The sequence below is a fragment of the Turicibacter faecis genome (assembly GCF_037076425.1).
GTDB lineage: Bacteria > Bacillota_I > Bacilli_A > MOL361 > Turicibacteraceae > Turicibacter > Turicibacter faecis.
This window is the reverse complement of record NZ_AP028127.1, coordinates 828,202-852,651: the sequence shown is the minus strand read 5'-3', so window position 1 is coordinate 852,651 and position 24,450 is coordinate 828,202. Positions and strand designations below refer to the sequence as shown.

Here is a 24,450-nt window from a genome sequence, read left to right as displayed (position 1 = left end):
GATCTATTTATGAGTTATAAACATCTTAACACATTTGAGCGTACACGTATAGAAGTTCTTTCAAAAATGGGTTATTCAACGAGACAAATTGCGGGGCAATTAAATCGTCATCATTCAACCATTGCTCGTGAACTAAAACGAAATACTTAAAAGACGTATCAAGCAGAGCTAGCAGATGAATTAGCCGAGCAACGTCGCTTAGTTTGTCATCGTCCAGAGACCAAATCTGAAGAAGTTATTCAAACCCTCCAACATTATTTAAAGTTAACCTGGTCGCCTGAACAAATTTCTAATACGGTTTTAAAGGGTGTTATTTCATTCAAAACTATTTATCGTTGGATTTATGACGGAACGATTTTGTTAGGGGATTTAAGCTGTTTAAGGCAAAAGGGAAAACGCCGAAAACCACGAGAAACACGCGGACGATTTAACATTGGGACATCAATTCATCAACGTCCGAAAGAGGTAAAAAAACGTCAGGCATTTGGTCATTGGGAACTTGATACAGTTGTTTCAAGCCGTGGTAAAAGTAAAGGATGTTTAGCTACATTTATTGAACGTCAAACACGATTTTATGTCGCCGTTAAAATCGAAAATCGCTCAGCATCTGAAATGTACCGAGCGATTAGTGAGTTATATGAACATTTTCCTAAAGACACCTTTAAAACTTATACCGTTGATCGAGGAAAAGAGTTTGCTTGTTATTCCAAAGTAGAAGCAGATTTAAAGGTTCCTGTTTACTTCGCTGACGCCTATTCCTCTTGGCAAAGAGGAAGTAATGAAAATGCCAATGGTCTTCTTCGAGAATTCTTTCCGAAGAAGACGGACTTAGCACGAGTTAGTGAGAAAGAGATTGATGAAGCCCTCCTCCTCATTAATCATCGACCACGAAAATGCTTAGGTTGGAAAACTTCATTCGAGCTATTTCATGAGAAACTGTCGCATTTGTATTGACAATTCGTCATAAAAAATAACCATCCAAACGGATGGTTATTTTTTTATTGTTTTCCTAAAATACGTTCAAGATTTTTAGGGTCAAACTCCCCTTTTCTAAACATCTCAATTTCTTGTTTATACGGTGGTAATTTCTCTTTAGAATCCCCGCCAACAGCAACATAAGGTGTCTCTAAGATTTTCGGAACCTTTTTAAAATCTGGATGATACATAATGGTTTTGAGGGCATCAAATCCGATTTCTCCAAATCCAATATTCTCATGACGATCCTTTTTGGCCCCCATTATATTTTTACTATCATTAATATGGAAAACGGCAATCTGTTTCTTTCCAATTAAACGATCAAACGATTCTAAAACACCCGCGAAGTCATTCACTAAGTCATAGCCTGCATCATGAACGTGACAGGTATCGAAACAAACACGTAATTTTTCATTATGGACGACATTATCAAAAATATAGGCCAGCTCATCAAAACTACGCCCAACTTCCGTCCCTTTTCCTGCCATCGTCTCTAGCGCAATCGTAATATTCGTATCTTTCGTTAACACTTCATTAAGTCCTTCAACCACTTTGGCCAATCCAACCTCTGCTCCAGCTCCTACATGTGCACCTGGATGCAAGACAAGTGTATAAGCGCGCAGCGCCTCTGATCGTTCAATTTCTTTCGCTAAAAACTCAACGGCCAATTCAAACGTTTCCGGTTTAACAGTATTCGCTAAATTAATAATATAAGGTGCATGGACGACAATATCAGATAGTCCATGCTGCTTCATATACTCCCATCCCGCTTCAATATTTAGCTCTTCAATCGGTTTACGACGCGTATTTTGTGGGGCCCCCGTGTAAATCATAAACGTATTTGCACCATATGAGGCGGCCTCCTTAGCCGCTCCAAGAAGCATTTCCTTTCCAGCCATCCCAACATGTGATCCAATTTTTAACATCTTATACCACCTAACCCTCTATTATTTACGTTTACGTCGTTCCTGACGCTTCACCTGCTCCATTTGAGCTTTCATTTTCTTTTTATAACCCGGTGTTACCTTTTTCGGTTTACGGATTTTAGCTTTCGCAATTTTATCAATTTCATTTTCCTTTTTCACACGTTTTTGACGAGCATTACGCGCATTTACCTCCACTAATGCTCCATTTTTTAATTCACGATAGTTAAATTCAATTCCACGCGCTTCAAGTTGTTGTAATAATTCTTCCTCTTTTGAATCGTATAACGTAATCGCCATTCCATCATAATTTCCACGCGCTGTTCGACCGACACGATGAATGTAAAACTCTAAATCCTGTGGTAATTCGTAGTTAATCACGTGGCTAATTCCCTCAATGTCAATTCCACGTGCGGCAATATCTGTCGCTACAATATATTGAAACTCTAAATGACGAATACGTTGCATCATTTGACGACGTTGACGTGGGGTTAAATCCCCATGAATTTGTCCGACACGAAGCCCTGCCGATGTTAAAGCATTCGCCACCTCCGTTGCACTTTGTTTCGTATTCACGAAAATAATCGCTAAATAAGGGTTTAATGCCTTTAATAACTGGGCCACAATATTTACACGATTACGGTGTTTTGTCGGATATAAAACATGCTCAATTTTAACCGCTGTTTGTTGACGAGGTTGAATATGAATATGCACCGGAGCCGTCATATATTTTTTCAAAAAGGGTTTTAACGCTTGAGGAATCGTTGCTGAAAACACCATCATTTGTAAATCGTTCCCCATCGTTCCGGCCATCTGATCAATTTCAGTTAAAAATCCAGTTTCAAGCGTCATATCTGCCTCATCAACTACAAACATTTTTGCCGTATGAACGAATAAGGCGCGTTCGTTAATCGATAAATCTTTAATACGACCTGGAGTCCCAATTACAATTTGAGGTTGTGTTCCTAATTTTTCAATTGTTTTTTGCTTATCTGTTCCACCAACGAAACGTCCAATTTTAATTGGGTGCTCACAAAATGAAGCAAGTTGATTCGCTACTTGATAAATTTGATCCGCTAACTCACGCGTTGGAGTTGTGATCACGGCTTGAACTTGTTGTGCTTGTTCATCTAACTTTTGAAAAATCGGCAATAAGAAAGCATGTGTTTTTCCACTTCCTGTTTGCGATTGTCCAATAATATCTTTCCCTTGTAATGCTAACGGAATGACTTCCTCCTGGATTTGTGTTAATTCTTCAAAATGTAGACTCGCTACGGCTTCCTTTAAGTAAGGCTTAATCTTTAACTCTTCAAAACGTACAGACATTTCTACCACTCCTTCACTGTTAGTATGACTAACTTCTATCCATCTTAACGAAAATAACTCGTTATTTTGCTATTCCATTTGACATACAAATTCTATCATATCAAACATAGGACTTAAAATTCAAGCTATATTGTTCATTATTAGGAGTTTTAAGTCGAAATATGCTATAATAAATACATAATCTAAAGTAGAGGTGAATGCATTGAAAGTCATAAAAATTGCCCCAAGAGGTTACTGTTTCGGGGTTATTAGCGCCCTAAATATTGTTCAAGATGCAGCAAAAGACGAATCGTTACCACGACCTATTTATGTCCTTGGCATGATTGTTCATAACGAACACATCACGAAGGCGATTGATGATTTAGGCGTCATCACCATCGACGATAAAACAAAAACACGTGAAGAACTCCTTGAACAAATCGACGCCGGAACTGTTATTTTTACTGCACACGGAATCGCTCCCGCGGTAAATCAAAAAGCGATGGATAAAGGGTTAACCGTTATTGATGCTAGTTGTAAAGACGTCATTAAAACCCATGTTTTGATGAAAGAACATATCGATGCTGGCTATGACGTCATTTATATTGGTAAGCACGGACATCCAGAAACTGAAGGAGCACTCGGTGTAGATAAAGACCATATCCATCTCTTATCTAAGGCCGATGAATTAGAAAAACTCGCGCTAACTAACGAAAAAATTATTATCACCAATCAAACAACAATGAGCCTGTGGGATGTTTACTCACTCTCAGAAAAAATAAAAGAAAAATTTCCACAGGCAACCTTTATTAAAGAAATTTGTAACGCCACTCAAGTGCGTCAAGAGGCCGTCGCCAATCAAGCAGGAGCAGCTGATTTAACATTAGTTGTTGGTGATCCGCATAGCAATAATACGGCGCGACTCTCACAAATTTCAATCGAGCGTGCCCATACCCCTTCACATCGCATCGCCTCTGTAGCGGATATCGACCTTAATTGGCTCAAAGAGATCGAAACCGTTGCTGTCACAGCAGGAGCATCAACTCCAACGGCGGTAACAAAAGAAGTTATTGAATTTTTAGAAGCCTATGATCCAAAGGATGAGACCACTTGGGATACAACCTCGCAAATAACAAGCGACAAAGTGTTATTTAAACGCAAATAAAAATCCAGGAAACTCCTGGATTTTTATTTTTTCTTTTTCTCAAAGTGTTGGTAATCTTTCAAGGTTTCCCAATCTCCCCCCCAAATCCAACCGTATTGTTTAAACAATCGGTAGACGGCATCATCCTTTTTAATCATCCCCAGCGCATGCTGGTCCCGGTTGATATAAGGTAACCCATTCTTCGGAAGGACGATTTCACCTTTTATATAAGGATTAACCCGTGGATTCAAATCAATCGCCAAACCGTAGGCATGCTTCGAATACTTCTTCCCCCCGTCTCCCGTCACATAACGAAAGTTAAACGCACTACTGTTATTATCGGTCATCGACCATTCGTCATCACCGTCGTAACAATTCATAAGACGCATTTTTTCGATGGGGTAGCTCATCTCATACAGCGCTTGAAAGATTTCAAGAACCTCCTTGGCTACGGTGTGGTGGACAATGAGCTCCCCTTGATGAGGGCAACCATCATAGCCGATGTGCAACACCTTTAAATAACGTAATTCGTCGTAATTGACCACATTCGGATCTAAAAGGACCGCCTGTTTGAGTTGCGGACCATAGACTTGTTCCAATGTTAAACAGCAAAATCCATCCATTTTATCCCTCCACCCGATACATCCTTACTATAAAAATATACGGTAATCGTCCCATTTATGAAAAAAGCAACTCACTTTTTGACGTGAATTGCTTTTTGCTTTAACGACGACCAATCAGACAGCGATGTCTGCCATCTTTTATCGAATCGTGCCATTAGGCGACTTTACACGGTTACTCCGCTAAAAACAAAAAAAGGAGGAGCCCATTAGCTTCCCCTCCTAATTAATTAATATTGATTGGCCCCGTTTAGGAACTCCTCAGCTTTGGCCAAATACAGGGTTGCGACCCCTTTAAAATCAACACCTAAATCTTGGCTCAGTCCGATCATTTCCTTATATAAAGCAACATTATGCCATTGCAAGCATTGAAATGCTCGCCATAAATACACTCGACGATATTCTTCAGCACGTGGTTCACGACCGAGATAAACCGGTAAAAATTTTAAGGCTAATCCAAAATCTTTATTACCGACGCAAGCAACATCATACATCGGGTCGTTATTTCCAGCAAACTCCCAATCCAATAAATAAGGTTGTTCTTCCCCAATCACAATATTTGAAATTTGACTGTCATTATGACAAATCACTTGTTCAAATTGATCGAGGAATTCGCGGTGACTTAAAAATACTGACTTAAGATGGGTATACTTTTCATCGTGCGTATATCCTAATAATTTAACCTCTTGTTCGTATTTCTCTAATCGTTCATAAGGACCGTAATCCTTATGCGCTTTTAGTCCCGAATCGTGTAATCGATGTAAAACACAGGCTACTTCTTCTAAGTGAGATTCCGGGTCTGGCATCTCTCCTAATGGTGTTCCCTCAACGAATTTTGATAACTTATATCCCGTTTTCGTATCAAAGTAAACCAGTTTATTATTAATTCCAAGTCCATCAATAATTTGAATGTTGAACAATTCCTCTTTACGGTCAACAAATACCTCCGAGTTTTTTCCCGGAATACGGAAGGTATACTTTTTCCCCTTGGCTGAAACGACGTACATTAAGTTTGACATCCCCCCCATCAATCGGTAATCGACGGTTACATCGCTTCGTGCAACACCTAATGCGATTGCAGTTGTTGAACAAATTAAGCTTTCCATTGTCTCACTCCTATACCTTATTTTTTCCTTTATTGTATCACATCTTTTTTAAAAATAGCGTATTTCTTCTGCAAAATTCTTCATTTTTCCATCAGATTGTCTCAACTCCTGCTAACACCAAACTCATCGTGTTTGTTGGACACGTCTTAACATGACCCATGTCCCCATCGTCTTGAAACCTAATCGATGATAAATCCTTCCCGCTGCTTCATTATCGTAAAATAGACATACTCGCTTTTGTTCTGCTAACAAATCATAACATAGCTTTGATAAGGTTTGCGTCATGAACCCCCGTCGCCGATACAAAGGATGCGTCGCTACCCCGACAATCATTGCCGATTCCTCATTTTCAGCTGTTGATTGTGCCACACTAATCACTTCTTTGTGTTCATTTTCAATGTAGTAAATCCGTCCAGATTCATCCTTAATCTTTTGTCTTATATTCTGAACATTAGCCGAATCTGAGTGGAACTCCACTATCATCTGGATTAATGTCGCAATCCGAGGAGCATCTGCTACTGTCGCTCGCTTTACCCCTACTAACTCATTTGAGGGCAAATGAGTTCCATCTATTAATTCACACAAAAAGGTCATCTCTTTCTCTACTTCATTAAAACAACGATAAAAAGGGCGAACCAACCGCTCATCTCCTGAAATCATCTGTGCCGCAGGGTCTGTTTTAATAACATCTAAAAAGGACTGACACACCTCGCCCTCCTCCTTAAAATAAGGAAGATAGTGTTGCCGGTAACGAAGAAGAACACCTGTTAACTGATGATTCGTATCAAAATAACCATAAACAGTCTGAATACTTGAGTTAAACCCATAATTTCTAATATCCCCGATTTGAAATAAATTCAAAAGGGGCTCCTCTCGCAAAAACGTTAAAACCGCTTCGCGGTCCTTTTCCATCAATTTTCTAATCATCTAGTCTCCCCCACTGTCATACTATAACTAATCCTACCATACGTACAAGAAATTGTAAAGTTTACCAACCCATTCACAAGAGGGGAATCCTTCAATTTATGATAAAAAGGGCTGGCACCTGTATTGATTACCCTTTTTCGACATAACCGAAAAGGTTCTTTGTCAAATCGTGTGGGTGAATAAAATCTATACATGTAATCAAGAGGAATTAGGCCATCTTTTAGACGGCTTGATTCCTCTTCTTTTTTTGTTCAAAAGTGTATTTATGAATAATCAAAATTTTTGCTTTGACTACCCTACCAGTGGAGGAAACATGCTCCGCATGGCAGGTGACCTTTCCCTAGCAATTGATGAAATGTACGAGCTTCGCTACGTACGCTAGGGGACCCAATGATAGAAACTACGATATCCGAAGGCAATACGTTTAATGACTTTGACGTTATTGTTAATTCCTTCGAGTACTCCATTGGTATAAGGAGTTTTAATTGTATTTTTTACATAGTCTTGATAATGAGTGAGTGTTTTTAAAGCTGTTTTCATTTCGGGTGAAAGCAGGTCAGAGGGGTGTTGAATGGTATGATGAAATATTTCAAGGTTACGAAGTTTAATAGCCTGTTGGACAGTTTGGTAGAAATCATAAGTCTCCTTTAGTTCAGGGTCTAGGGCTAATAAAAAGTCACTAATTTCTTGTTGAGAGATCATCTTTTTGAAGCAGTTGGAATAGAAGTAATGAGTGGCATTAAGATCTTCTTGGGCTTTTAAGAGAAGTCGCCAATAATGTTTGAATTTATTATAAAACTCTTTATTTTGATTCATGAAACGAATGCGTGTTTTATTAAGAGCACGAGAGACTAGTTGAACGATATGAAATTTATCTAAAACAATCTTAGCCTTAGGGAATACCTCTTTAATGAGTGTCATATAAGGGGCGTACATGTCAATGACGATGTGGGTTACACCTTCACGAGTTTCCTTAGAAAACCGCATAAAATAGTCCTTTAGAGTACTTAAGCGACGGTCTTCAACGATATCAATTAGCTTTCCATTGGACGCATCACAAAAAATGAAAGACATTGCTCCGTTCCCTACCAATGGAGGATACATGCTTCGCATGGCAGGTGACCCTCGGCCGATTTAACCGACTTAAACTCGTCAAAACAAAGAACTTTTGGGAGAGAATTAAAGGGAAGCGGCTGTTCTTCATAGGAAGAATGAATGACGCGGTTAACGGTTGAATGAGAAACGTTAAGCTCACGTGCAATATCTGTTTCGGATTTCTTATGACTAGCTTCTAAAAAGATGGCTTGTTTTACGGGGGTGGAAATAAAACAATTAGGGTTAACAAGAGATGTTTCTAGGGTAAATGTTCGGTCACAATGACGGCATTTATAACGTTGTTTTTTTAAGTCTAGATAAGCATCAAATCCGGAAATTTTGACTAGCTTAATACGTGAAGTTTTGAAGCCGTGTTTAATGATATTTGAGTCAAAAGAATGACCACAGTGATAGCAATGAGTCGGTTGAAAAGAAAGAGTGCCTAAAATAAGTTTAGAACGGACATTCTTAATTTGAGTTTCTTGGATACAATTTTCTGAAAAAGTAATATTTTTATCTTTTAAATCAAGTAAAGTTGAGATACAATTAGTGTGAGACGTAAACCCAATCCTTTCGTGTTTTTTTGGTCGATTACATTGTATAGAATTTGGGACGTTATGTCTCTTTTTTTGTACTTATTTTTTAATTCCAATAAAAGAGGCGTGGGCATCACCCACACCAAATATTATAGAACCACAAAAAAACCAGAACATTTCTGTTCTGGTTCGCTAATCTTTATTAATGGGCCCATTAATAAAGGATTATTCTTCAGTTTTAACAACTTCGCGTCCTTTGTAAGTTCCGCAAGTTCCACATACGCGGTGAGATAATTTCATTTCTCCACATTGTGGGCAAGCTACCATACCTGGTACTTCTAATTTGAAGTGAGTACGACGTTTACGTTTTGCAGTTTTAGATGTTCTTCTTTGTGGTACAGCCATGTTGACACCTCCTACTTATCTTGAGTATCATTTAGCAATTTTGATAAAACTGCTAATCGCGGATCGACTTTTACTTCAGGTTCTGATTCGTGCAAATCTTCTTCTGTTTCAAATTCGATACCTTTTTTCTTCATTTCTTCGTAAGCACCTTCCTTCACCACACGTAAAGGTTTTTGTAGCAAAATATTTTGCCAAATAATCGGTGCGAGTTCAATTGTTGTTCCAGTTACGAGATACTCGTCTTCACCTTCTTCATAGAGATCAGCATCTAATACGAAAATTTCTACTGAATCGTAATCAAATGGATACTCTACATCATCCAGTGTAACGGCACAAGGGAGTGTCATCGTCCCTTCGATATGAAGGTTGAAAACAACTTTTTTTCCTTGAAGCTGTCCTGTTCCTGTCACTTTAACCTTTGAAAGTTTACGAATTTCATCGTGTGCGTTCACAATGTCAGAGAAATCAATCAGTTCATCAATTTCAAAAACTTTGGAACCTTGTTTGACTAGTTGAGCAATTGCCCATTTCATTACAATCACCTCTAATTGCAACAGATTACATTATACATACTTTGTATCCTATTGTCAACACATCACTTGATAATTTTCAACAAAAAGAATTGTAATCTTATAAATTTATCGCGTAGCACTCCTTTTTAATATCCCCTACTCATCAGGGAATATCATCTATCCATCCCAAAAAAAAATAGGCCATTTCGTTAACCGAATCAACGCCTCATCCGCTAAAACTTTAGCGATGTTCACCTAATCTTTGCTATAATAAAACAAGGAAGGTGATAAAAGATGAAAGCAACCGGTTTAATCGTTGAATATAACCCATTCCATAACGGTCATTTATACCATTTAACAGAAAGTCTTAAACAATCACAGGCCGATGTGCTCATTGTCGTGATGAGTGGACATTTTACCCAACGAGGGGAACCGACGATTGTAAACAAATGGGAACGCGCTAAAATGGCACTGTTAAACGGCGCCGATCTCGTCGTTGAACTTCCTTATGTCTATAGTTGTCAATCTGCCGACTTATTTGCAAAAGGGGCCGTTTCTATTTTAACACATTTACGCGTAAATGAACTCATTTTTGGAAGCGAAAGCGGAAATATTAATGAATTATTGACCCTCGATCAAATCATGCAAGAGGATCAATTTCAAAAAAAACTCAAACAACAGCTAAAATCAGGGCTTAGTCTTCCAAAGGCAAGTGCCGCGACCTTAGAATCCTTTAATCTAAATCATGAGTTAGCAACCTCTCCAAACAACACCCTAGGTCTTTACTACCTCAAAGCTATTCGTGAATTAAATAGTCCGATAACGGCTGGCACGTTAACACGAATACATAGTGATTACCGCGACCTCGCCCCAACGCATCACGCGATTTCTAGTGCAACGTCTATCAGAAATCTCCGTGAAAAGGGACAAGCCATTGATGCATTTGTCCCAAAAAATGTGGCCCACCTATTAAAGGAGCATTATGAGCTAACAGCAACCTACCACACGTGGGAAGCCTATTTTCCGTTTCTTAAGCAAAAAATTCTCACGCTCACCCCTAAAGGCCTCCTCGGCATCCATGATGTTGAAGAAGGACTTGAAAACCGTTTATATGCTGCGATGATAAAGAGTTCAAGCTTTGAAGAATTTATGAATCATGTCAAAACCAAGCGCTATACCCGAACACGGATTCAACGTATTTGTGCTCACATTTTGACGCAAACTGAAAAAACTTGGATTCGTGCTTTACAGATTGAAAACGGCGCCCCTTACGTTCGAATTTTAGGTTCGACCCCTACAGGTAAACGCTATTTAAAACAGATTAAAAAGGAAGTGACGGTTCCTATATATAGTAAATTCGAGCTAAAAGCTCATGAAATTCTCAAGCACGAACAGGCGGTCACCGCTGCCTATAGCGCGATTTTACCCGAACCACTTTGCACCCAACTAAACCAAGAAGAATATATGAATTTTCCTCTTCACATTGAGCGTTAACTCAGGCATTTCGTCTATTTTAAGGTATAATAAAAATTAGATGATTCATATGTTTTAATAAAGGAGTTGTTAAACATGACGATAAAAGAACAAATCAAACAAGCGATTGAACAATTAATCGATCCAAGCACACAAAAAACGTTAGGCGAACAGCACAGTATTCGCCATCTCGCCGTCAATGAAGAGGATTCAATTGTAACAGCGATTCTCGCCATCGGATTAATTAAAGGCCCAGAAGAAAAAACACTCTCACGCCAATTAGCGAAACTTATTAAAATTGACTTTAAATTCCGTGGAGTTAAATTACAATTTGAGCAGCTTCCATCACAAGAAGAATCGACAACAAAGAAAAAAACAACTTATATCGCCATTACCTCGGGAAAAGGTGGCGTTGGAAAATCAACGGTTACAGCTAATTTAGCCGTTGCACTTGCACGCTTAGGAAAAAAGGTTGGGATTATTGACGCTGATATTTACGGACCAAGTATCCCTCATATTTTCGAAATGAAAAAAGAAGGATTCCAATTAGCGAGCAATAATAAAATCTATCCTCCAAAGGCGTTTGATATTCCTGTCATTTCAACAGAGTTTTTCTTAGAAGACGATCAACCACTCATGTGGCGCGGTCCAATGCTTAATCGAATGTTAAATCACTTTTTTAACGACGTGGAATGGGACGAGAACTTAGATTTTATGCTCATCGATCTCCCTCCTGGTACAGGTGATGTTGCCATCGATATTCAAAAGCTTATTCCTGAAGCCTATGTCATCGTTGTAACCACTCCTCATCCGACCGCTTCACATATTGCCGTGAAATCAGGGTATATGGCTCAAACACTTAAACATCAAATCCTTGGGGTCGTTGAAAACATGTCTTATTACCCAAATCCAGTCAATCAGGCCCATGAGGCGATTTTTGGTTCAGGTGGTGGAGAAATCGTTGCAAATGCCTTAAAGGTTGACCTACTTGCTACACTCCCAATCGGTCAACCACAAAATAACCTCTCACACTCCATCTTCACTCCAACAGAGGATATTGGAGTTGCTTACCTCGGCCTTGCAAACAAAGTATTAAAAGCATTAAAATAAAGGTTCTTTGTCAAATAGTGTGGGTGAATAAAATCTATACATATAATCGGGAGGAATTAGGCTATTCTTTAGATGGTTTGATTCCTCTTCTTTTTTTGTTCAAAAGTGTATTTATGAATAATCAAAATTCTTGCTTTGAAATGGTAGAAACTACGGTATCCAAAAGCGATTCGCTTAATGACTTTGATATTGTTGTTAATTCCTTCAAGTACTCCATTTGTATAGGGAGTTTCGATAGTATTTTTGACATAATCTTGATAATGAGTGAGTGTTTTTAAAGCTGTTTTCATTTCGTGTGAAAGCAGGTCAGAGGGATGTTGAATGGCATGATGAAATATTTCAAGGTTACGAAGTTTAATAGCCTGTTGGACAGTTTGGTAGAAATCATAAGTCTCCTTTAGTTCAGGGTCTAGGGCTAATAAAAAGTCAATAATTTCTTGTTGAGAGATCATCTTTTTGAAGCAGTTGGAATAGAAGTAATGAGTGGCATTAAGATCTTCTTGGGCTTTTAAGAGAAGTCGCCAATAATGTTTGAATTTATTATAAAACTCTTTATTTTGATTCATGAAACGAATGCGTGTTTTATTAAGAGCACGAGAGACTAGTTGAACGATATGAAATTTATCTAAAACAATCTTAGCCTTAGGGAATACCTCTTTAATGAGTGTCATATAAGGGGCGTACATGTCAATGACGATGTGGGTTACACCTTCACGAGTTTCCTTAGAAAACCGCATAAAATAGTCCTTTAGAGTACTTAAGCGACGGTCTTCAACGATATTAATTAGCTTTCCATTGGACGCATCACAAAAAATGAAGGACATTGCTCCGTTCCCTACCAATGGAGGATACATGCTTCGCATGGCAGGTGACCCTCGGCCGATTTAACTGACTTAAACTCGTCAAAACAAAGAACTTTTGGGAGAGAATTAAAGGGAAGCGGCTGTTCTTCATAGGAAGAATGAATGACGCGGTTAACGGTTGAATGAGAAACGTTAAGCTCACGTGCAATATCTGTTTCGGATTTCTTATGACTAGCTTCTAAAAAGATGGCTTGTTTTACGGGAGTGGAAATAAAACAATTAGGGTTAACAAAAGATGTTTCTAGGGTAAATGTTCGGTCACAATGACGGCATTTATAACGTTGTTTTTTTAAGTCTAGATAAGCATCAAATCCGGAAATTTTGACTAGCTTAATACGTGAAGTTTTGAAGCCGTGTTTAATGATATTTGAGTCAAAAGAATGACCACAGTGGTAGCAATGAGTCGGTTGAAAAGAAAGAGTCCCCAAAATAAGTTTAGAACGAACATTCTTAATCTGAGTTTCCTGGATACAATTTTCTGAAAAAGTAATATTTTTATCTTTTAAATCAAGTAAAGTTGAGATACAATTAGTATGAGACATAAAACCAATCCTTTCGTGTTGTTTTAGCCGATTACATTGTATAGGATTTTGGGGACTATGTCTCTTTTTTTTGTCTCAATATTTATGGCAATCAAAAAGGTGTGAGTAATCCCACCCACACCAAAAATTATAGAACCAAAATAAATTGAATAACAACGACGATTTCTCTACTGAAATCGTCTTTTTGTTTGCAAAAACAGGGGGATGTGTCCTTCCCCTGCTCATTATGCACCTTATACGCCCCCCTCTTCTCATGAACATTTTTTACGAAAAACGATTCGACTAAACGAAGGGCTAACTTTCTGCTTCCTTACTAATACTAGACAACACTTACCTTCTAGCGTGCCCCTTTCCTTCTTATTGTCAACTCCGTTCATATTTTTATCCATATCATCCATAGTGATCCATCTATTGTTTTGTTAAACTAAAAAGGTAGCGATGATTTTTTTCTGCTAGAAAAGGCTGATATCAAAAAAGACTATCCCTTTCGATCTTCTCCTTAAATCATCGCTTTTTTATCACTAGACCTAAATTATTTTTTATCTTAAGTCTTGAAGGGATTAATTCATTAACTAAACGAGGTGTCTTATGAAATGTTATCAACGCGCTCAACAAATCATGCATGAACGTTTATCCACTGAAGAAGTGTACCCTGCTGGTTTCTTCATTCGAGATAGACGGTTGTTTTTAAAGCTAAAAATGGAAGACTTTACACCGCTTTGTTCCCCGTCTACCTTATCAAAAATCGAAACTGGAAAACTCGCTCCTTCCGCTTCCCTGTTAGAGGCTATCTATAAAAAATTAACGCTTTCTCCTAGGAAAAAGCCACCCGTAAAGGGATGGCTCTTTCCCATTCGCCAAATGATTTATCATCAAGACTTATCCGCCCATGACTTAAACGAAGCACATTTTGAACTGCACTACCAGTTCTCCCTCCTCAAATTTTCTTATTATCTTCTTCAAGGAAACACCAGTTATGCCAAACGTGAGATGCCCTTCCTTGAAAAAATGCTCCCTTATTTTTCGGTAGAAGAACTTCAATTTTATTTTCTCTTTATGGGTTATTACTACTTTTTATTACATGATGGACAACTTAGTAAAGGATACTACGACCTCTCTTATGAGTTAGCGATCAAACACCATTGGGATGATCCCCTGCTCCTTTTGATGTTAGCCCGTTATTACTCACTTTCCCGCCACTCGTTGAAGGCCGTTCAATTGGCCTATGAGGCGAATGCCCTCTTCCTCAAAGATTATGCAATGGGATACGCGCTTGACTGTGAGCTTCTTTTATGTCAAGAATATACATTCACTCATCTATTTTCAACCGCCTCCCCTTTACTTGAAAAATTAAAAGCGAAGTTAACACTTAAAGACCCATACAGACAAGTGTCTACCTTATTTAATCGTTACGGTGAGTATTACACCGCCCTTAAAGATTACCCTAATGCTGAAATCATGTACATTCAAGGTCTAAAGACGTCATCCTATAAGGTTGAAACCCTTACGTCCTTAATGGACCTTTACTATCAGTCTCAACAAACTACTAAATTAAAACAGTTGCTACAGCAGTTAACCCATTTCCCTTTTGCTGTGCCGCTCCCCGATATTTTAAAATGGAAATTCTATCATTACCTCATGAATCGCCCTCTTTCAGATTCTTTTCGAATCTTCCTTCAGGGAGAAGCGATTCCTTTTGCAAAAAAACGCCATGATCGTCAGGCGTTCGAACTCTACTCTTACCAACTTCATCACATCTACGAAAAGCAGCATAAATATAAGTCAGCTCTTTATATTTTAAAAACGTTAAATGAAAAAATGGATTTTTTAAACGTGGAGTAAAAACGACAAAATAAACTTTGGCTCCATTATATAATTAATCTACATTTTCTCATTGAAAGTGAGGGATATAATGAAAGAACTCTACATTCAATATTGTTATTCAAGGGAAGCATGGGGACTCTATGATCCAGACATAGAAGATTATATTCATTTTCATCCAACAATGAATGAAGTCGTCGCATATGCGTACGAGTTAGCGCCTTTGATTAAACCTTGTAAAATTAATCTTATTCCGCAATATTTATTAACAAGCTATACGCTTTGTTATTATTGCTAATTTAAAAAGAGTTATGTTGGGGAAAGGCATAACTCTTTTTTCTATTCATTAAGTCATCACGCCGATTGTTATGATGTTAAAAAGGAATAGCCCTTTCTTCTATGAAGGAGCTATTCCTTTTCATTATTTGTCTTCTTTTTTCATGGCAATATCAACAACATCAGATGTCGCCTTTTTCACTTCATCTGCCACATCAGATGCAATCACTTTTGCATCATCTGAAACATTAGAAACACGTGTTTTCACATCTTCGGCAATATCTTTTGCATGTTCTTTCACCGTATCAATAACGATAGTAAAATTCTCTTCTAAATCTTCTTGAGCTAATTCCGCTTGATCTTTAATATTATCTTTAGCCTCATCTAAACGAGCCATCATTTCGTTTAATTTAGCTTTTACTTCGTTCACTTTAACTTCAAGTTCTGCTTTTGATGTTTCCCAGTCAAAATTATTAATCACATCTTTTACATCATCTAATTTCGCTGTAAAAGCAGCCTTTACTTCATCCACTTCAATATCTTTGATTTTTGATTGAAGGTCCTCTAATTTTTGTAATAATTCTTTTTGCATTTCCTGACCAGACTTAGGTGTAAATAAGGCAACAGCTGCTGCCCCCACTAGTGCGCCTAAGAAAAAAGCATTTCTTTTTTTCATATAAAAACCACCTTTCCTTTTACAGTTTCTATTTTACCCATTTCAGATTATCCTATGAAGTATTAACGGAAATTATCACCGTTTCCGCTAAAAATTATTGAACAATCGGGTGATTGAAATGAATCAACTTATCGCTGACGATTCATCACCGAAAAAATTTTAAAAATTCCATGCCCATTTGTTAAAGCATCCGTCATGTAATCCCCCATGATCTTTGTTTTTTCTTGCACATCATCAACAATCTTTGTACTCTCATTAACTAGAACACGTGATTCATTAAGCAAACGAATGACTGCCTTTAACGTTAATACGAGATATACCGTTAAAACAATCAAACATCCAATAATCGTTAACATTAATAAATCCGATAAGGTTAATGTTACTGTCATTCCTGCTGCTAAAATCATTCTTTTCTCTCCTTAAAACTTACCTTAAATGCTTGGCGTTAATGTGGTATAAGCATCCTCATACTTCTTAATATCTCCCGCTCCCATAAAGACAATAACAGCGGTTGGATATTGTTCTAACTGATTGACTGTCTCTTTCGTAATTAAATGGCCGCTATGACATTTATCAATTAATGTTTGAATATTGACAGCACCACTTTCTTCACGAGCAGATCCGAATATTTCTGTTAAATAAATATAATCCGCTAAATTTAAACTTTGAGCAAACTCGTCGATAAAGGCAGCTGTTCGCGTAAATGTATGCGGTTGAAATACAGCAACTAAATCACGATCCGGATATTTTTGACGAACCGCTTTTAATGTCGCCGCAATTTCTGTTGGATGGTGGGCATAATCATCAATGATGATTTGGTCACGATAATTTTTTTGTGCAAAACGACGTTTCACACCTTCAAACGAACATAAATCACTTTCAATCGTTTCTTGATTCAACCCTTCTAAATAACAAATACTAATTACGGCTAAACTATTTAAAATCATATGGTCTCCAAAAAACGGTGTATGGAAGGTATGATAAAATTCTCCATTAATTAAGACATCAAATGTTGTTCCTGCTGAACTTTTAATGACGTTTGTTGCAACGACATGATTAGTTGGTTCAAATCCATAGGTCATAATTTTATCAGTGTCTTTTAATTTTTTCACCTCAACGTCATCACCGCAAGCAATCACTTTTTTCTTACATTGACTTACAAATGTATTAAACGCATCTAGCACATCATCGATATCCTTAAAGTAGTCTGGGTGATCATGTTCAATATTTGTAATGATTGCATAATCAGGATGATAAGCCAAGAAATGTCTTTGATACTCACAAGCCTCAAATACAAAATATTCGCTTGATTTAACCCCTTGTCCTGTCCCATCACCAATTAAAAATGATGTTTTGTGGTTAAGGCGTAACACGTGTGATAACAACCCTGTTGTTGTTGTTTTTCCATGAGTTCCAGAAATAGCGATTGACGTAAAGTTCCCCGCTAAAGAACCTAAGAAGTCGTGATAACGAATACACGTTGCTCCAACCTCTTTCGCCAATACCACTTCCACATGGTCATCCTTAAATGCATTTCCGATAATCACGGTCATATCAGGGTCGATATGAGAGTGTCCAAATGGATAAAGCTTCATCCCTTTAGCTTCTAATCCGATCTGAGTAAATAAAGTCTCCTCAATATCCGATCCTTGAACCTCATATCCCATATCATATAAAATATGTGCCAACGCACTCATTCCTGAACCCTTAATCCCAATGAGATGGTATTTTTCACTCATTTCGAATCGACTCCTATCTCGTCATAATTTCCTTACTATTATATCATTTATCATGTATTTGGAAACCGTCTTTTTACGATTCTTTCCATTATATCATCCACCTATAAAAAAACGTTCCCTCATGACAATGAAGAGGGAACGTTTTTTCTCATTTTATTTATAGGCGCGTTTGATCTTGTAAACTTTCAAACTCCGAACGTGTAATTTTTATTTCACGTTGCTTTTGTGCCCCCTGAGGATGGCCAATCCATCCATTTAACTCTAACGTGTCAATAATTCGGGCGGCACGATTAAACCCAATACGTAAACGTGTTTGTAAAGATGATACGGTCGCATATCCGCGATCAAAGATAAAACTCATTGCCTCATATAGGAGCGGGTCTGTATCCGTGTTCATTGCAGATGTTCCACGTTTAAAGATGTCATCTGCAATTAAATACTTCGGTTTCCCCTTTCCTTTGATGCAATCAACAATACGTTCAATTTCCTCGCTTGAAATATAGGCTCCTTGAACGCGCTTTGCCTTTGAACTGCTTCCTAAAAACAGCATATCACCTTGCCCTAACAGATTTTGAGCACCTGTCTCATCTAAAATTACCCGTGAATCATTCGCCTGGGCGACGGTAAACGCAATCCGACTTGGAATATTAGACTTAATCGTTCCCGTAATGACATCCACCGTTGGTCGTTGCGTGGCAACAATCAGATGGATTCCTGCCGCACGAGCTTTTTGGGTAATCCTCATAATACAATCTTCAACCTCTTGTGCTGACACCATCATCAAGTCGGCTAACTCATCAATAACAATTAAAATATAGGGGAGTTTCCCATAAGATATTTCAAATTGGTGACGGCGTTCATTAAAGGACTTAATGTCTTTAACACCATTTGCTAAAAATAAATCATAGCGTCGCTCCATCTCTTCTACTGCCCAGCGCAATCCTTGAGCAGCTTTGTGTTCATCACAAATAACAGGAGTAATTAAATGCGGAATGGTGTTATACGGAGCCAATTCTACTCGTTTAGGGTCGATTAACATCACACGAACTTCCTCGGGGCTCGCTTTATACAACATACTAATAAGTAAGGTATTAATACACACACTTTTACCTGAACCTGTTTGTCCCGCGATTAATCCGTGTGGCATCGCCGCGATATCCGCATAAACTGGATTTCCTGCTACATCTTGCCCTAACCCAATGTAAAGAGGACTTTCATGTAAAATAAATTCTGGTCGCGAAAGAATCTCTTTTAAACAAACCATTTTCCGCTTAGGATTTGGAATTTCTACTCCTATCGTATTTTTACCTGGAATCGGCTCAATACGTAACTCCTCAACAGACAGACTAAGTTTTAGATCATCCGATAAATTCATTATTTTATTTAATTTTGTTCCCGACTCCGGCTGAATTTCAATCTGAGTTACCGTTGGTCCTTGCGTATATTCTCCCGTTAGCCTCACCTTTACTCCAAAATCAAGGAACGTTCGCTCAAGAATATCCATCTTGCTAAAAATCCACTCTTCATCGATGAAATCTTCGCGTTTCGGTTCATTTAGCAATTCTAAAGAAGGCGTTTCATAATAAATAACCTCTTCCTCTTCATCCGCAATCTGAACCTGATCTAATAATTCGTTACAAAAATTCTCATCATCGTAAGGTTCGTCATCGTCTTCAAAAAGGAGATCTTGTGAGTGAAGGTCATCCTCCTCGATCGATTGAGAAAAATCAATGACTTGATCTTGCTCAATCGCTTGGTCGACTTCACCTTCGGAAAGAATTGAATCAAAAATCGAAGGCAATTGTTCCTCATCCTCTAATAAGGAAAAGACATCTTCTAATCCTAACTCCTGATTTTTTTCCTTTAATCCCCCTGCTACTTGTTGAAAAGCAACCGTATTTTCTACTCGTTCCGTTTGTTCCTCTTCAACCGTCGGTGCCCCTTCATCTATGGAGTCATTCACAGCCTGGGTTGACGCTACCGGTGTGTTAATTTCCTCATCTTTTGATACTGATCGATCCACCGTTTTTTCGTCTGTTTCCAAACAAGAAGCGTCTTCCTCAGCTGTAAAACTGGGACAAGGAGTAACATCATCAGTCGGCTCGAAGAGCTCGCTTAGCTCCTCGTTAGAAATAGCTGTTAGCTCCTCACGACAAACAGGTGCGAACTCCTCCTCACGTTGCCCCGCTTCTTGACCTTCATCGGTAACGATGGTTGCAGTCGATAATTGATACTTCCCATGCGCGAGTTGGACCGCTTTAGGTTGTTGCACGCGCCGTCCAGTAATCGGAGAAACAAACTCTACCGGCTTATAAATGGCCGTTTTTGGTGCACCCGTTTGTCCCTCTCCTGTGCGTGTTGTTGATGGCATCGGTTTCTTTTCCTGTACCACTTTAATTTCTTGACTTAATATTGCCTGTGGGCGGTCTATCACCGGTTTAACTTCCGATTGACGAACCGTATTTACTCTTTGTTTCACTTCATTTATTGAGACTGATTTTGGAGTAGCTACAACTTCCTCATCTCCAAAACCAATTTTCTCAATATCAAAAATCTTCCTTTTTTTCATATTGTCTCACCCTAAATTACCCAAATGTCTACATTTAATTATACATGAAAAATTCCATTATTCTCAACAATGTTCAAAAAAAATCGCCACGCGTTTTCATGACGATTTAATCTTAATGACCTATGCCAATGATTCAATAAAACCTTCAATTTGTTCACGTGTTTTACGTTCCTTATTAACATAACGTCCCACTTCTTTTCCATTTTTAAAGGCCACAAAACTAGGAATTCCAAAGATATCAAGTTCGATACAAAGATCCATTAAATGATCGCGGTTAACCGTATAAAACTGATAATTTGAGTATTTCTCTTCAATTTTTGGCATAAATGGTTTAATCACCATACAATCTGGACACCAATTAGCGGTGAATAAAATAATCACATTTTCATTTTTAATAATCTCTTGATACTGCTCTACTGTCGTAATCTCTTTCATATGAATCCTCCTTTTTTATACTTACCGATAACAGTTTTCTATCATCGGCTCCTCATCAAAGATGATCATCTTCGCTACTTATTTCCCTCTGTTTCCTGACGCTTTTCTGTACTAAAATCAAATTGAATAACTTGATTTCCTTCCTCAGTCGCCATCTGTTGATTCGAAGAATCGACTGACTCGCTCATTTCTGTTGCTTGTGTATCTTCTTTCGATATCACAGGCGCCTTAGCGTCCTGTGCCTCATTCCCTTGCCCCTCTACATTAGGGTCTACCGACCGAACTTTCGCTTCAGCATCCTCTAATTTTGCCTCATTTTTTGAAACTTGTAATTCCTTAGCAACTCCCACTTCATCAGCTACTGCCGTACGCCCTAAAACTAACATATTATATGTTAAGTAAGGGGCCTCTTGATAGTCAATAATGGCTGAAAGCTTTGTTCCATCCACTAACACCATCAGTAAATATTTCTCGGGCAATTGAACCAATTGAACAAATCCATTTTTTCCATCGCGATTAAAGCTTTTGTAAAAAACTTCATGACCCGCCGCCTTATTCTCATCACGTAAGAGGTCGTACGTCTCATTATTCACATCGACAGCACTATATTGATGATTATAATTCATAATCACCTCGTTATCTTTATATTTAATAATATCATTAACTCCTATTGACCATTTATACTTAAATTGTCGTGGAATATGATAACTTAGTGTCTCATTCTTAATATTAATATTATTTCCCTTGTAATTAAATGCGGCACTAATACTGTCTTCCATCGTTCCTTCAAACGTTTCTGCTGTTACAATAGGTTGAGCCATATATAGAAGCCCAACGCTTAGTCCCACCACGACTACCCCACTAATTGTCGTCGTTAGACGATTAATGACTCGAAGTCGCGATGAATGTTCGTTCATGCCTTCTGATGTTGAATTTAATTTATTTTTTAGCCGAATGGCTTGTAATTTTCGTTTTGACGATTGAGTAAAATTAATCACTTGTTCTTTTAGCCAATGTGATACTTTTTTCATTTCTTCACTGTTTTTTTGCATATCAGTTTTTTGTTTCGACAAAAAAATCGCCCCCTTATCACATGATATACTCTATTATATCATAGGAGACGATTCTAACCAAATTTTTATTTTCGACAACAATTGCTATTACGGACGAATTGTCCCCATAACAAGCGGACGATATGACAGAAATTATCTTCTCGACTGACAAAATCAGCTGTTAAAACGCCGATGGCTCCCTCATTTGTACGGACATTTTGTCGCTTAGAATAACCATCAATGACATCACCCAATTCGATTCCATCTTCTAGGGCGTCACGTAATTCATCAGGCAATGGCAGGCGCGTTCCTCCCGCATAAAAGGTTTGACCTTCCTTCGTTTTTAGCACACCCCAGTTGACTAAAAACAGCTGATCATTTAAATATTCAACTCCAGCCTCAAGTCCAATTCCAATGTCCCCAAAGGCTAGCGCCCCTTGTGCACGATGACTTGCACCTAATACGGTCTCAGCATCACTAAATGGCTGGTCTGAAACCTGGCTTAAAACATCGACTCCTTCTACTTCATATCCTTGTGGGGTGAGAATTCGCTTAACCGCTCCCACTTTTACCTTATTCGTTGATCCTACCACAACTTTCAACTTCATCCCCACTTTCCTAAGCTAACTTTTTTGATTAAAATTGTGCCTCTAATCGATAAATCGGTTGTCCCTTTGCACTAAACTTCTCTTCATATTCCGTCATAATATTCCAATCTAACGCTTCTCGTTGATGTAAGTCTAACGCAACATCTTCAAGTTTCATTCCATACCCTGTCACACTAACGAGCGAATATTCAAAAAGTAAACGATTATCCGTTTTAAAACGTAAATATCCATTTGGGACCGTAATTTGTTCATAACGCGTTAAGAAGTTTTCATGTGTTAAGCGGCGTTTCGCATGGCGAGGCTTTGGCCATGGATCCGAGAAGTTTAAATAAACACCTTCTACCTCGTTCTCAGCAAAAATATCGGTTAAATCTTCTGCGTCGATTTTTAATAGCTTTAAATTAGGAAGTTCCCCTGCCTCAAGCACCTTTTCTAATGCACGAACCATAACTGAATCAAACTTTTCAATTCCAATAAAGTTTAAATGAGGATTTTGTTTAGCCATTCCAATCATAAACTGCCCTTTCCCCATTCCTACCTCAATATAAATAGGTTGTTCCTTTTCAAAAACAGATTGCCAGTTTCCTTTTAACTCCTCACCATTTGGGATGACAATCTCTGGATGGGCAGCAATCGTTTCGGACGCTCCTTTTACCTTTCTTAAACGCATCACTATCAGCACCTTTCTTCTATTTACTATAGATGTCTTAACCTATATTCTTAATTTTTTGACAATATTTCTTCTTTTTCGTCTTTTTTTATCGCCCTAATTGTATCACATGTCCCCGCCTTTGTGAAAGCAACAATTCTCTTAGCCCATTAAAAAGAGGCCACCTTTTAGTGACCCCTGCCTCATCTTATTAAACCGTTCGTCGTAGCAACTCAAGCTCTTCATCTTTCAATTCACGATATCCACCCAAAGGTAGCGACTCGTCTAATTTCAATTCACCGATCGCTAATCGTTTTAAATACTCGACTTTACACCCTACACTCGCAAACATTCGTTTCACTTGATGAAATTTACCTTCCATAATCCAAATGTCAACGACAGTTAGATCATCCATCGATCCGATTAACTGAAGCTTTGCAGGCTTGGTCATAAAAGACTCATTGCTTCCGTCTAAAATTTCGACCCCGTTCTCTAATCGCTTCACGGCTTCCTTGGTTAACTCGCCACTGATGCGGGCTCTATAATGTTTATACACCTCTTTTTTAGGAGAGATAATTTCATGTGCTAATTTTCCGTCATTTGTTAAGAGCACTAATCCTTCCGTATCTCGATCTAAACGCCCTGCGGGGGCCACATCATAAATCAAATACGACTCATCTAACAAATCGATCACGGTTCGATAATCACGATCCCGTGTCGCACTTAAACAGTTTTGCGGTTTATTCATCATGATATAAACAAATTCACGGTAGTCTACTACTTCATCAAAAACAGTGACAACTTGAGATGAAAGGTCAACCTTTACTTTGGCGTCTTTCGCCACCTGACCATCAATCTTTACAACTTTTGATTTTAATAATCGCTTCACCTCAGAACGGGTACCATACCCCGTATGAGCTAATAATTTATCTAAACGCACTGGCCTATCCTCCGACAAAAATACTTTTTTTCAACAAAAATATCATAACACAACTAGGGCATAAATCATAGAATATATTAACAGGTTAAAGGCACCGGTTATTTTGTGGTTCACGCTTGACTCAAACATCTTAACGTATGGCCTAACAA

Annotated in this window: 25 protein-coding genes and 1 pseudogene; 6 read left to right on the top strand and 20 right to left on the bottom strand. The window is 38.2% G+C overall.

The window, feature by feature from the left end; all coding sequences use genetic code 11:
* Positions 1 to 9 precede the first annotated feature (9 nt).
* Positions 10 to 954 (top strand): annotated as a pseudogene (locus AACH31_RS04105) (IS30 family transposase).
* Between the two features lie 44 nt (positions 955 to 998).
* Here the strand turns inward: AACH31_RS04105 and AACH31_RS04100 are convergent.
* Both AACH31_RS04100 and AACH31_RS04095 read right to left on the bottom strand, forming a co-directional pair.
* Positions 999 to 1,901, bottom strand: coding sequence for a deoxyribonuclease IV (locus AACH31_RS04100; RefSeq protein ID WP_161832907.1), 903 nt, complete (start codon positions 1,899 to 1,901; stop codon positions 999 to 1,001).
* Positions 1,902 to 1,922: 21 nt separating this feature from the next.
* Complete coding sequence (locus AACH31_RS04095; protein ID WP_161832906.1) at positions 1,923 to 3,224, bottom strand: DEAD/DEAH box helicase; 1,302 nt, start codon at positions 3,222 to 3,224, stop codon at positions 1,923 to 1,925.
* A gap of 193 nt (positions 3,225 to 3,417) precedes the next feature.
* Between AACH31_RS04095 and AACH31_RS04090 the strand changes: the two genes are divergently transcribed.
* A complete protein-coding gene (locus AACH31_RS04090) occupies positions 3,418 to 4,368 on the top strand; it encodes a 4-hydroxy-3-methylbut-2-enyl diphosphate reductase (RefSeq protein WP_338617941.1) in 951 nt (316 codons plus the stop codon).
* Between the two features lie 23 nt (positions 4,369 to 4,391).
* Here AACH31_RS04090 and AACH31_RS04085 read toward each other — a convergent pair whose 3' ends face one another.
* From AACH31_RS04085 to AACH31_RS04060, 7 genes are all read right to left on the bottom strand, one after another.
* Positions 4,392 to 4,970, bottom strand: coding sequence for a M15 family metallopeptidase (locus AACH31_RS04085; protein WP_161832904.1), 579 nt, complete (start codon positions 4,968 to 4,970; stop codon positions 4,392 to 4,394).
* A 227-nt stretch (positions 4,971 to 5,197) separates the two neighbouring features.
* Positions 5,198 to 6,073: a choline/ethanolamine kinase family protein gene (locus AACH31_RS04080; RefSeq protein WP_161832903.1), complete on the bottom strand. Its 876-nt coding sequence runs from the start codon at positions 6,071 to 6,073 to the stop codon at positions 5,198 to 5,200.
* Positions 6,074 to 6,196: 123 nt separating this feature from the next.
* Positions 6,197 to 7,000 carry a GNAT family N-acetyltransferase gene (locus tag AACH31_RS04075; protein ID WP_262951143.1) on the bottom strand — a complete coding sequence of 268 codons (804 nt, stop codon included), beginning with the start codon at positions 6,998 to 7,000 and terminating at the stop codon, positions 6,197 to 6,199.
* Between the two features lie 378 nt (positions 7,001 to 7,378).
* Positions 7,379 to 8,074 (bottom strand): ISL3 family transposase, encoded by a 696-nt coding sequence (locus tag AACH31_RS04070; RefSeq protein WP_338617939.1) that lies wholly within the window; start codon positions 8,072 to 8,074, stop codon positions 7,379 to 7,381.
* An 11-nt stretch (positions 8,075 to 8,085) separates the two neighbouring features.
* Positions 8,086 to 8,544 carry a transposase family protein gene (locus AACH31_RS11785; protein WP_432766971.1) on the bottom strand — a complete coding sequence of 153 codons (459 nt, stop codon included), beginning with the start codon at positions 8,542 to 8,544 and terminating at the stop codon, positions 8,086 to 8,088.
* 312 nt (positions 8,545 to 8,856) lie between these two features.
* Positions 8,857 to 9,036, bottom strand: coding sequence for a 50S ribosomal protein L32 (gene rpmF, locus AACH31_RS04065; protein WP_006783624.1), 180 nt, complete (start codon positions 9,034 to 9,036; stop codon positions 8,857 to 8,859).
* 11 nt (positions 9,037 to 9,047) lie between these two features.
* Complete coding sequence (locus AACH31_RS04060) at positions 9,048 to 9,569, bottom strand: YceD family protein (protein WP_161832927.1); 522 nt, start codon at positions 9,567 to 9,569, stop codon at positions 9,048 to 9,050.
* 273 nt (positions 9,570 to 9,842) lie between these two features.
* Here AACH31_RS04060 and AACH31_RS04055 point away from each other — a divergent pair, with 273 nt between their 5' ends.
* The gene (locus AACH31_RS04055) at positions 9,843 to 11,042 is read left to right on the top strand and encodes a nucleotidyltransferase (RefSeq protein ID WP_262951228.1); all 1,200 of its coding nucleotides are present in this window, start codon (positions 9,843 to 9,845) and stop codon (positions 11,040 to 11,042) included.
* Between the two features lie 75 nt (positions 11,043 to 11,117).
* Positions 11,118 to 12,131, top strand: coding sequence for an Mrp/NBP35 family ATP-binding protein (locus tag AACH31_RS04050; protein WP_161832929.1), 1,014 nt, complete (start codon positions 11,118 to 11,120; stop codon positions 12,129 to 12,131).
* A gap of 68 nt (positions 12,132 to 12,199) precedes the next feature.
* On the opposite strand, the gene AACH31_RS04045 is transcribed toward AACH31_RS04050, so the two are convergent.
* Positions 12,200 to 12,955: an ISL3 family transposase gene (locus AACH31_RS04045; protein ID WP_338617938.1), complete on the bottom strand. Its 756-nt coding sequence runs from the start codon at positions 12,953 to 12,955 to the stop codon at positions 12,200 to 12,202.
* Between the two features lie 11 nt (positions 12,956 to 12,966).
* The gene (locus AACH31_RS04040) at positions 12,967 to 13,536 is read right to left on the bottom strand and encodes a transposase family protein (protein WP_338617937.1); all 570 of its coding nucleotides are present in this window, start codon (positions 13,534 to 13,536) and stop codon (positions 12,967 to 12,969) included.
* A gap of 588 nt (positions 13,537 to 14,124) precedes the next feature.
* Here AACH31_RS04040 and AACH31_RS04035 point away from each other — a divergent pair.
* Positions 14,125 to 15,378 (top strand): helix-turn-helix domain-containing protein, encoded by a 1,254-nt coding sequence (locus tag AACH31_RS04035; RefSeq protein WP_262950817.1) that lies wholly within the window; start codon positions 14,125 to 14,127, stop codon positions 15,376 to 15,378.
* A 70-nt stretch (positions 15,379 to 15,448) separates the two neighbouring features.
* Complete coding sequence (locus tag AACH31_RS04030; RefSeq protein ID WP_262950816.1) at positions 15,449 to 15,655, top strand: hypothetical protein; 207 nt, start codon at positions 15,449 to 15,451, stop codon at positions 15,653 to 15,655.
* 123 nt (positions 15,656 to 15,778) lie between these two features.
* Here AACH31_RS04030 and AACH31_RS04025 read toward each other — a convergent pair whose 3' ends face one another.
* The 9 genes from AACH31_RS04025 to AACH31_RS03985 all read right to left on the bottom strand — a co-directional run bounded on the left by AACH31_RS04025 (position 15,779) and on the right by AACH31_RS03985 (position 24,301).
* Positions 15,779 to 16,309, bottom strand: a complete 531-nt coding sequence (locus AACH31_RS04025; RefSeq protein ID WP_262950814.1) for an apolipoprotein A1/A4/E family protein — start codon at positions 16,307 to 16,309, stop codon at positions 15,779 to 15,781.
* Between the two features lie 128 nt (positions 16,310 to 16,437).
* Entirely contained in the window at positions 16,438 to 16,716 is a 279-nt protein-coding gene (locus AACH31_RS04020) for a hypothetical protein (protein ID WP_262950813.1), read from the bottom strand.
* A 24-nt stretch (positions 16,717 to 16,740) separates the two neighbouring features.
* On the bottom strand, positions 16,741 to 18,048 hold the full coding sequence (gene murC / locus AACH31_RS04015) for a UDP-N-acetylmuramate--L-alanine ligase (protein ID WP_161832499.1): 1,308 nt from the start codon (positions 18,046 to 18,048) through the stop codon (positions 16,741 to 16,743).
* A gap of 157 nt (positions 18,049 to 18,205) precedes the next feature.
* Positions 18,206 to 20,617, bottom strand: a complete 2,412-nt coding sequence (locus tag AACH31_RS04010) for a DNA translocase FtsK (RefSeq protein WP_262950812.1) — start codon at positions 20,615 to 20,617, stop codon at positions 18,206 to 18,208.
* Positions 20,618 to 20,737: 120 nt separating this feature from the next.
* On the bottom strand, positions 20,738 to 21,052 hold the full coding sequence (locus AACH31_RS04005) for a thioredoxin family protein (protein ID WP_161832501.1): 315 nt from the start codon (positions 21,050 to 21,052) through the stop codon (positions 20,738 to 20,740).
* Between the two features lie 74 nt (positions 21,053 to 21,126).
* Positions 21,127 to 22,125: a hypothetical protein gene (locus tag AACH31_RS04000; RefSeq protein WP_161832502.1), complete on the bottom strand. Its 999-nt coding sequence runs from the start codon at positions 22,123 to 22,125 to the stop codon at positions 21,127 to 21,129.
* A gap of 65 nt (positions 22,126 to 22,190) precedes the next feature.
* Positions 22,191 to 22,712, bottom strand: coding sequence for a DUF84 family protein (locus AACH31_RS03995; protein WP_237658970.1), 522 nt, complete (start codon positions 22,710 to 22,712; stop codon positions 22,191 to 22,193).
* Positions 22,713 to 22,740: 28 nt separating this feature from the next.
* Positions 22,741 to 23,382, bottom strand: a complete 642-nt coding sequence (gene trmB / locus AACH31_RS03990) for a tRNA (guanosine(46)-N7)-methyltransferase TrmB (protein ID WP_338617933.1) — start codon at positions 23,380 to 23,382, stop codon at positions 22,741 to 22,743.
* Between the two features lie 190 nt (positions 23,383 to 23,572).
* Positions 23,573 to 24,301 (bottom strand): pseudouridine synthase, encoded by a 729-nt coding sequence (locus AACH31_RS03985; protein WP_338617932.1) that lies wholly within the window; start codon positions 24,299 to 24,301, stop codon positions 23,573 to 23,575.
* Positions 24,302 to 24,450: the final 149 nt, after the last annotated feature.

Excerpts from the sequence above, each read along its gene's own strand:
- AACH31_RS04100 (WP_161832907.1), bottom strand. The coding sequence starts at position 1,901 with ATGTTAAAAATTGGATCACATGTTGGGATGGCTGGAAAGGAAATGCTT.
- AACH31_RS04095 (WP_161832906.1), bottom strand. The coding sequence starts at position 3,224 with ATGTCTGTACGTTTTGAAGAGTTAAAGATTAAGCCTTACTTAAAGGAA.
- AACH31_RS04085 (WP_161832904.1), bottom strand. The coding sequence starts at position 4,970 with ATGGATGGATTTTGCTGTTTAACATTGGAACAAGTCTATGGTCCGCAA.
- AACH31_RS04080 (WP_161832903.1), bottom strand. The coding sequence starts at position 6,073 with ATGGAAAGCTTAATTTGTTCAACAACTGCAATCGCATTAGGTGTTGCA.
- AACH31_RS04075 (WP_262951143.1), bottom strand. The coding sequence starts at position 7,000 with ATGATTAGAAAATTGATGGAAAAGGACCGCGAAGCGGTTTTAACGTTT.
- AACH31_RS04070 (WP_338617939.1), bottom strand. The coding sequence starts at position 8,074 with ATGTCTTTCATTTTTTGTGATGCGTCCAATGGAAAGCTAATTGATATC.
- rpmF (WP_006783624.1), bottom strand. The coding sequence starts at position 9,036 with ATGGCTGTACCACAAAGAAGAACATCTAAAACTGCAAAACGTAAACGT.
- AACH31_RS04060 (WP_161832927.1), bottom strand. The coding sequence starts at position 9,569 with ATGAAATGGGCAATTGCTCAACTAGTCAAACAAGGTTCCAAAGTTTTT.
- AACH31_RS04055 (WP_262951228.1), top strand. The coding sequence starts at position 9,843 with ATGAAAGCAACCGGTTTAATCGTTGAATATAACCCATTCCATAACGGT.
- AACH31_RS04050 (WP_161832929.1), top strand. The coding sequence starts at position 11,118 with ATGACGATAAAAGAACAAATCAAACAAGCGATTGAACAATTAATCGAT.
- AACH31_RS04045 (WP_338617938.1), bottom strand. The coding sequence starts at position 12,955 with ATGTCCTTCATTTTTTGTGATGCGTCCAATGGAAAGCTAATTAATATC.
- AACH31_RS04040 (WP_338617937.1), bottom strand. The coding sequence starts at position 13,536 with ATGTCTCATACTAATTGTATCTCAACTTTACTTGATTTAAAAGATAAA.
- AACH31_RS04035 (WP_262950817.1), top strand. The coding sequence starts at position 14,125 with ATGAAATGTTATCAACGCGCTCAACAAATCATGCATGAACGTTTATCC.
- AACH31_RS04030 (WP_262950816.1), top strand. The coding sequence starts at position 15,449 with ATGAAAGAACTCTACATTCAATATTGTTATTCAAGGGAAGCATGGGGA.
- AACH31_RS04025 (WP_262950814.1), bottom strand. The coding sequence starts at position 16,309 with ATGAAAAAAAGAAATGCTTTTTTCTTAGGCGCACTAGTGGGGGCAGCA.
- AACH31_RS04020 (WP_262950813.1), bottom strand. The coding sequence starts at position 16,716 with ATGATTTTAGCAGCAGGAATGACAGTAACATTAACCTTATCGGATTTA.
- murC (WP_161832499.1), bottom strand. The coding sequence starts at position 18,048 with ATGAGTGAAAAATACCATCTCATTGGGATTAAGGGTTCAGGAATGAGT.
- AACH31_RS04010 (WP_262950812.1), bottom strand. The coding sequence starts at position 20,617 with ATGAAAAAAAGGAAGATTTTTGATATTGAGAAAATTGGTTTTGGAGAT.
- AACH31_RS04005 (WP_161832501.1), bottom strand. The coding sequence starts at position 21,052 with ATGAAAGAGATTACGACAGTAGAGCAGTATCAAGAGATTATTAAAAAT.
- AACH31_RS03995 (WP_237658970.1), bottom strand. The coding sequence starts at position 22,712 with ATGAAGTTGAAAGTTGTGGTAGGATCAACGAATAAGGTAAAAGTGGGA.
- trmB (WP_338617933.1), bottom strand. The coding sequence starts at position 23,382 with ATGCGTTTAAGAAAGGTAAAAGGAGCGTCCGAAACGATTGCTGCCCAT.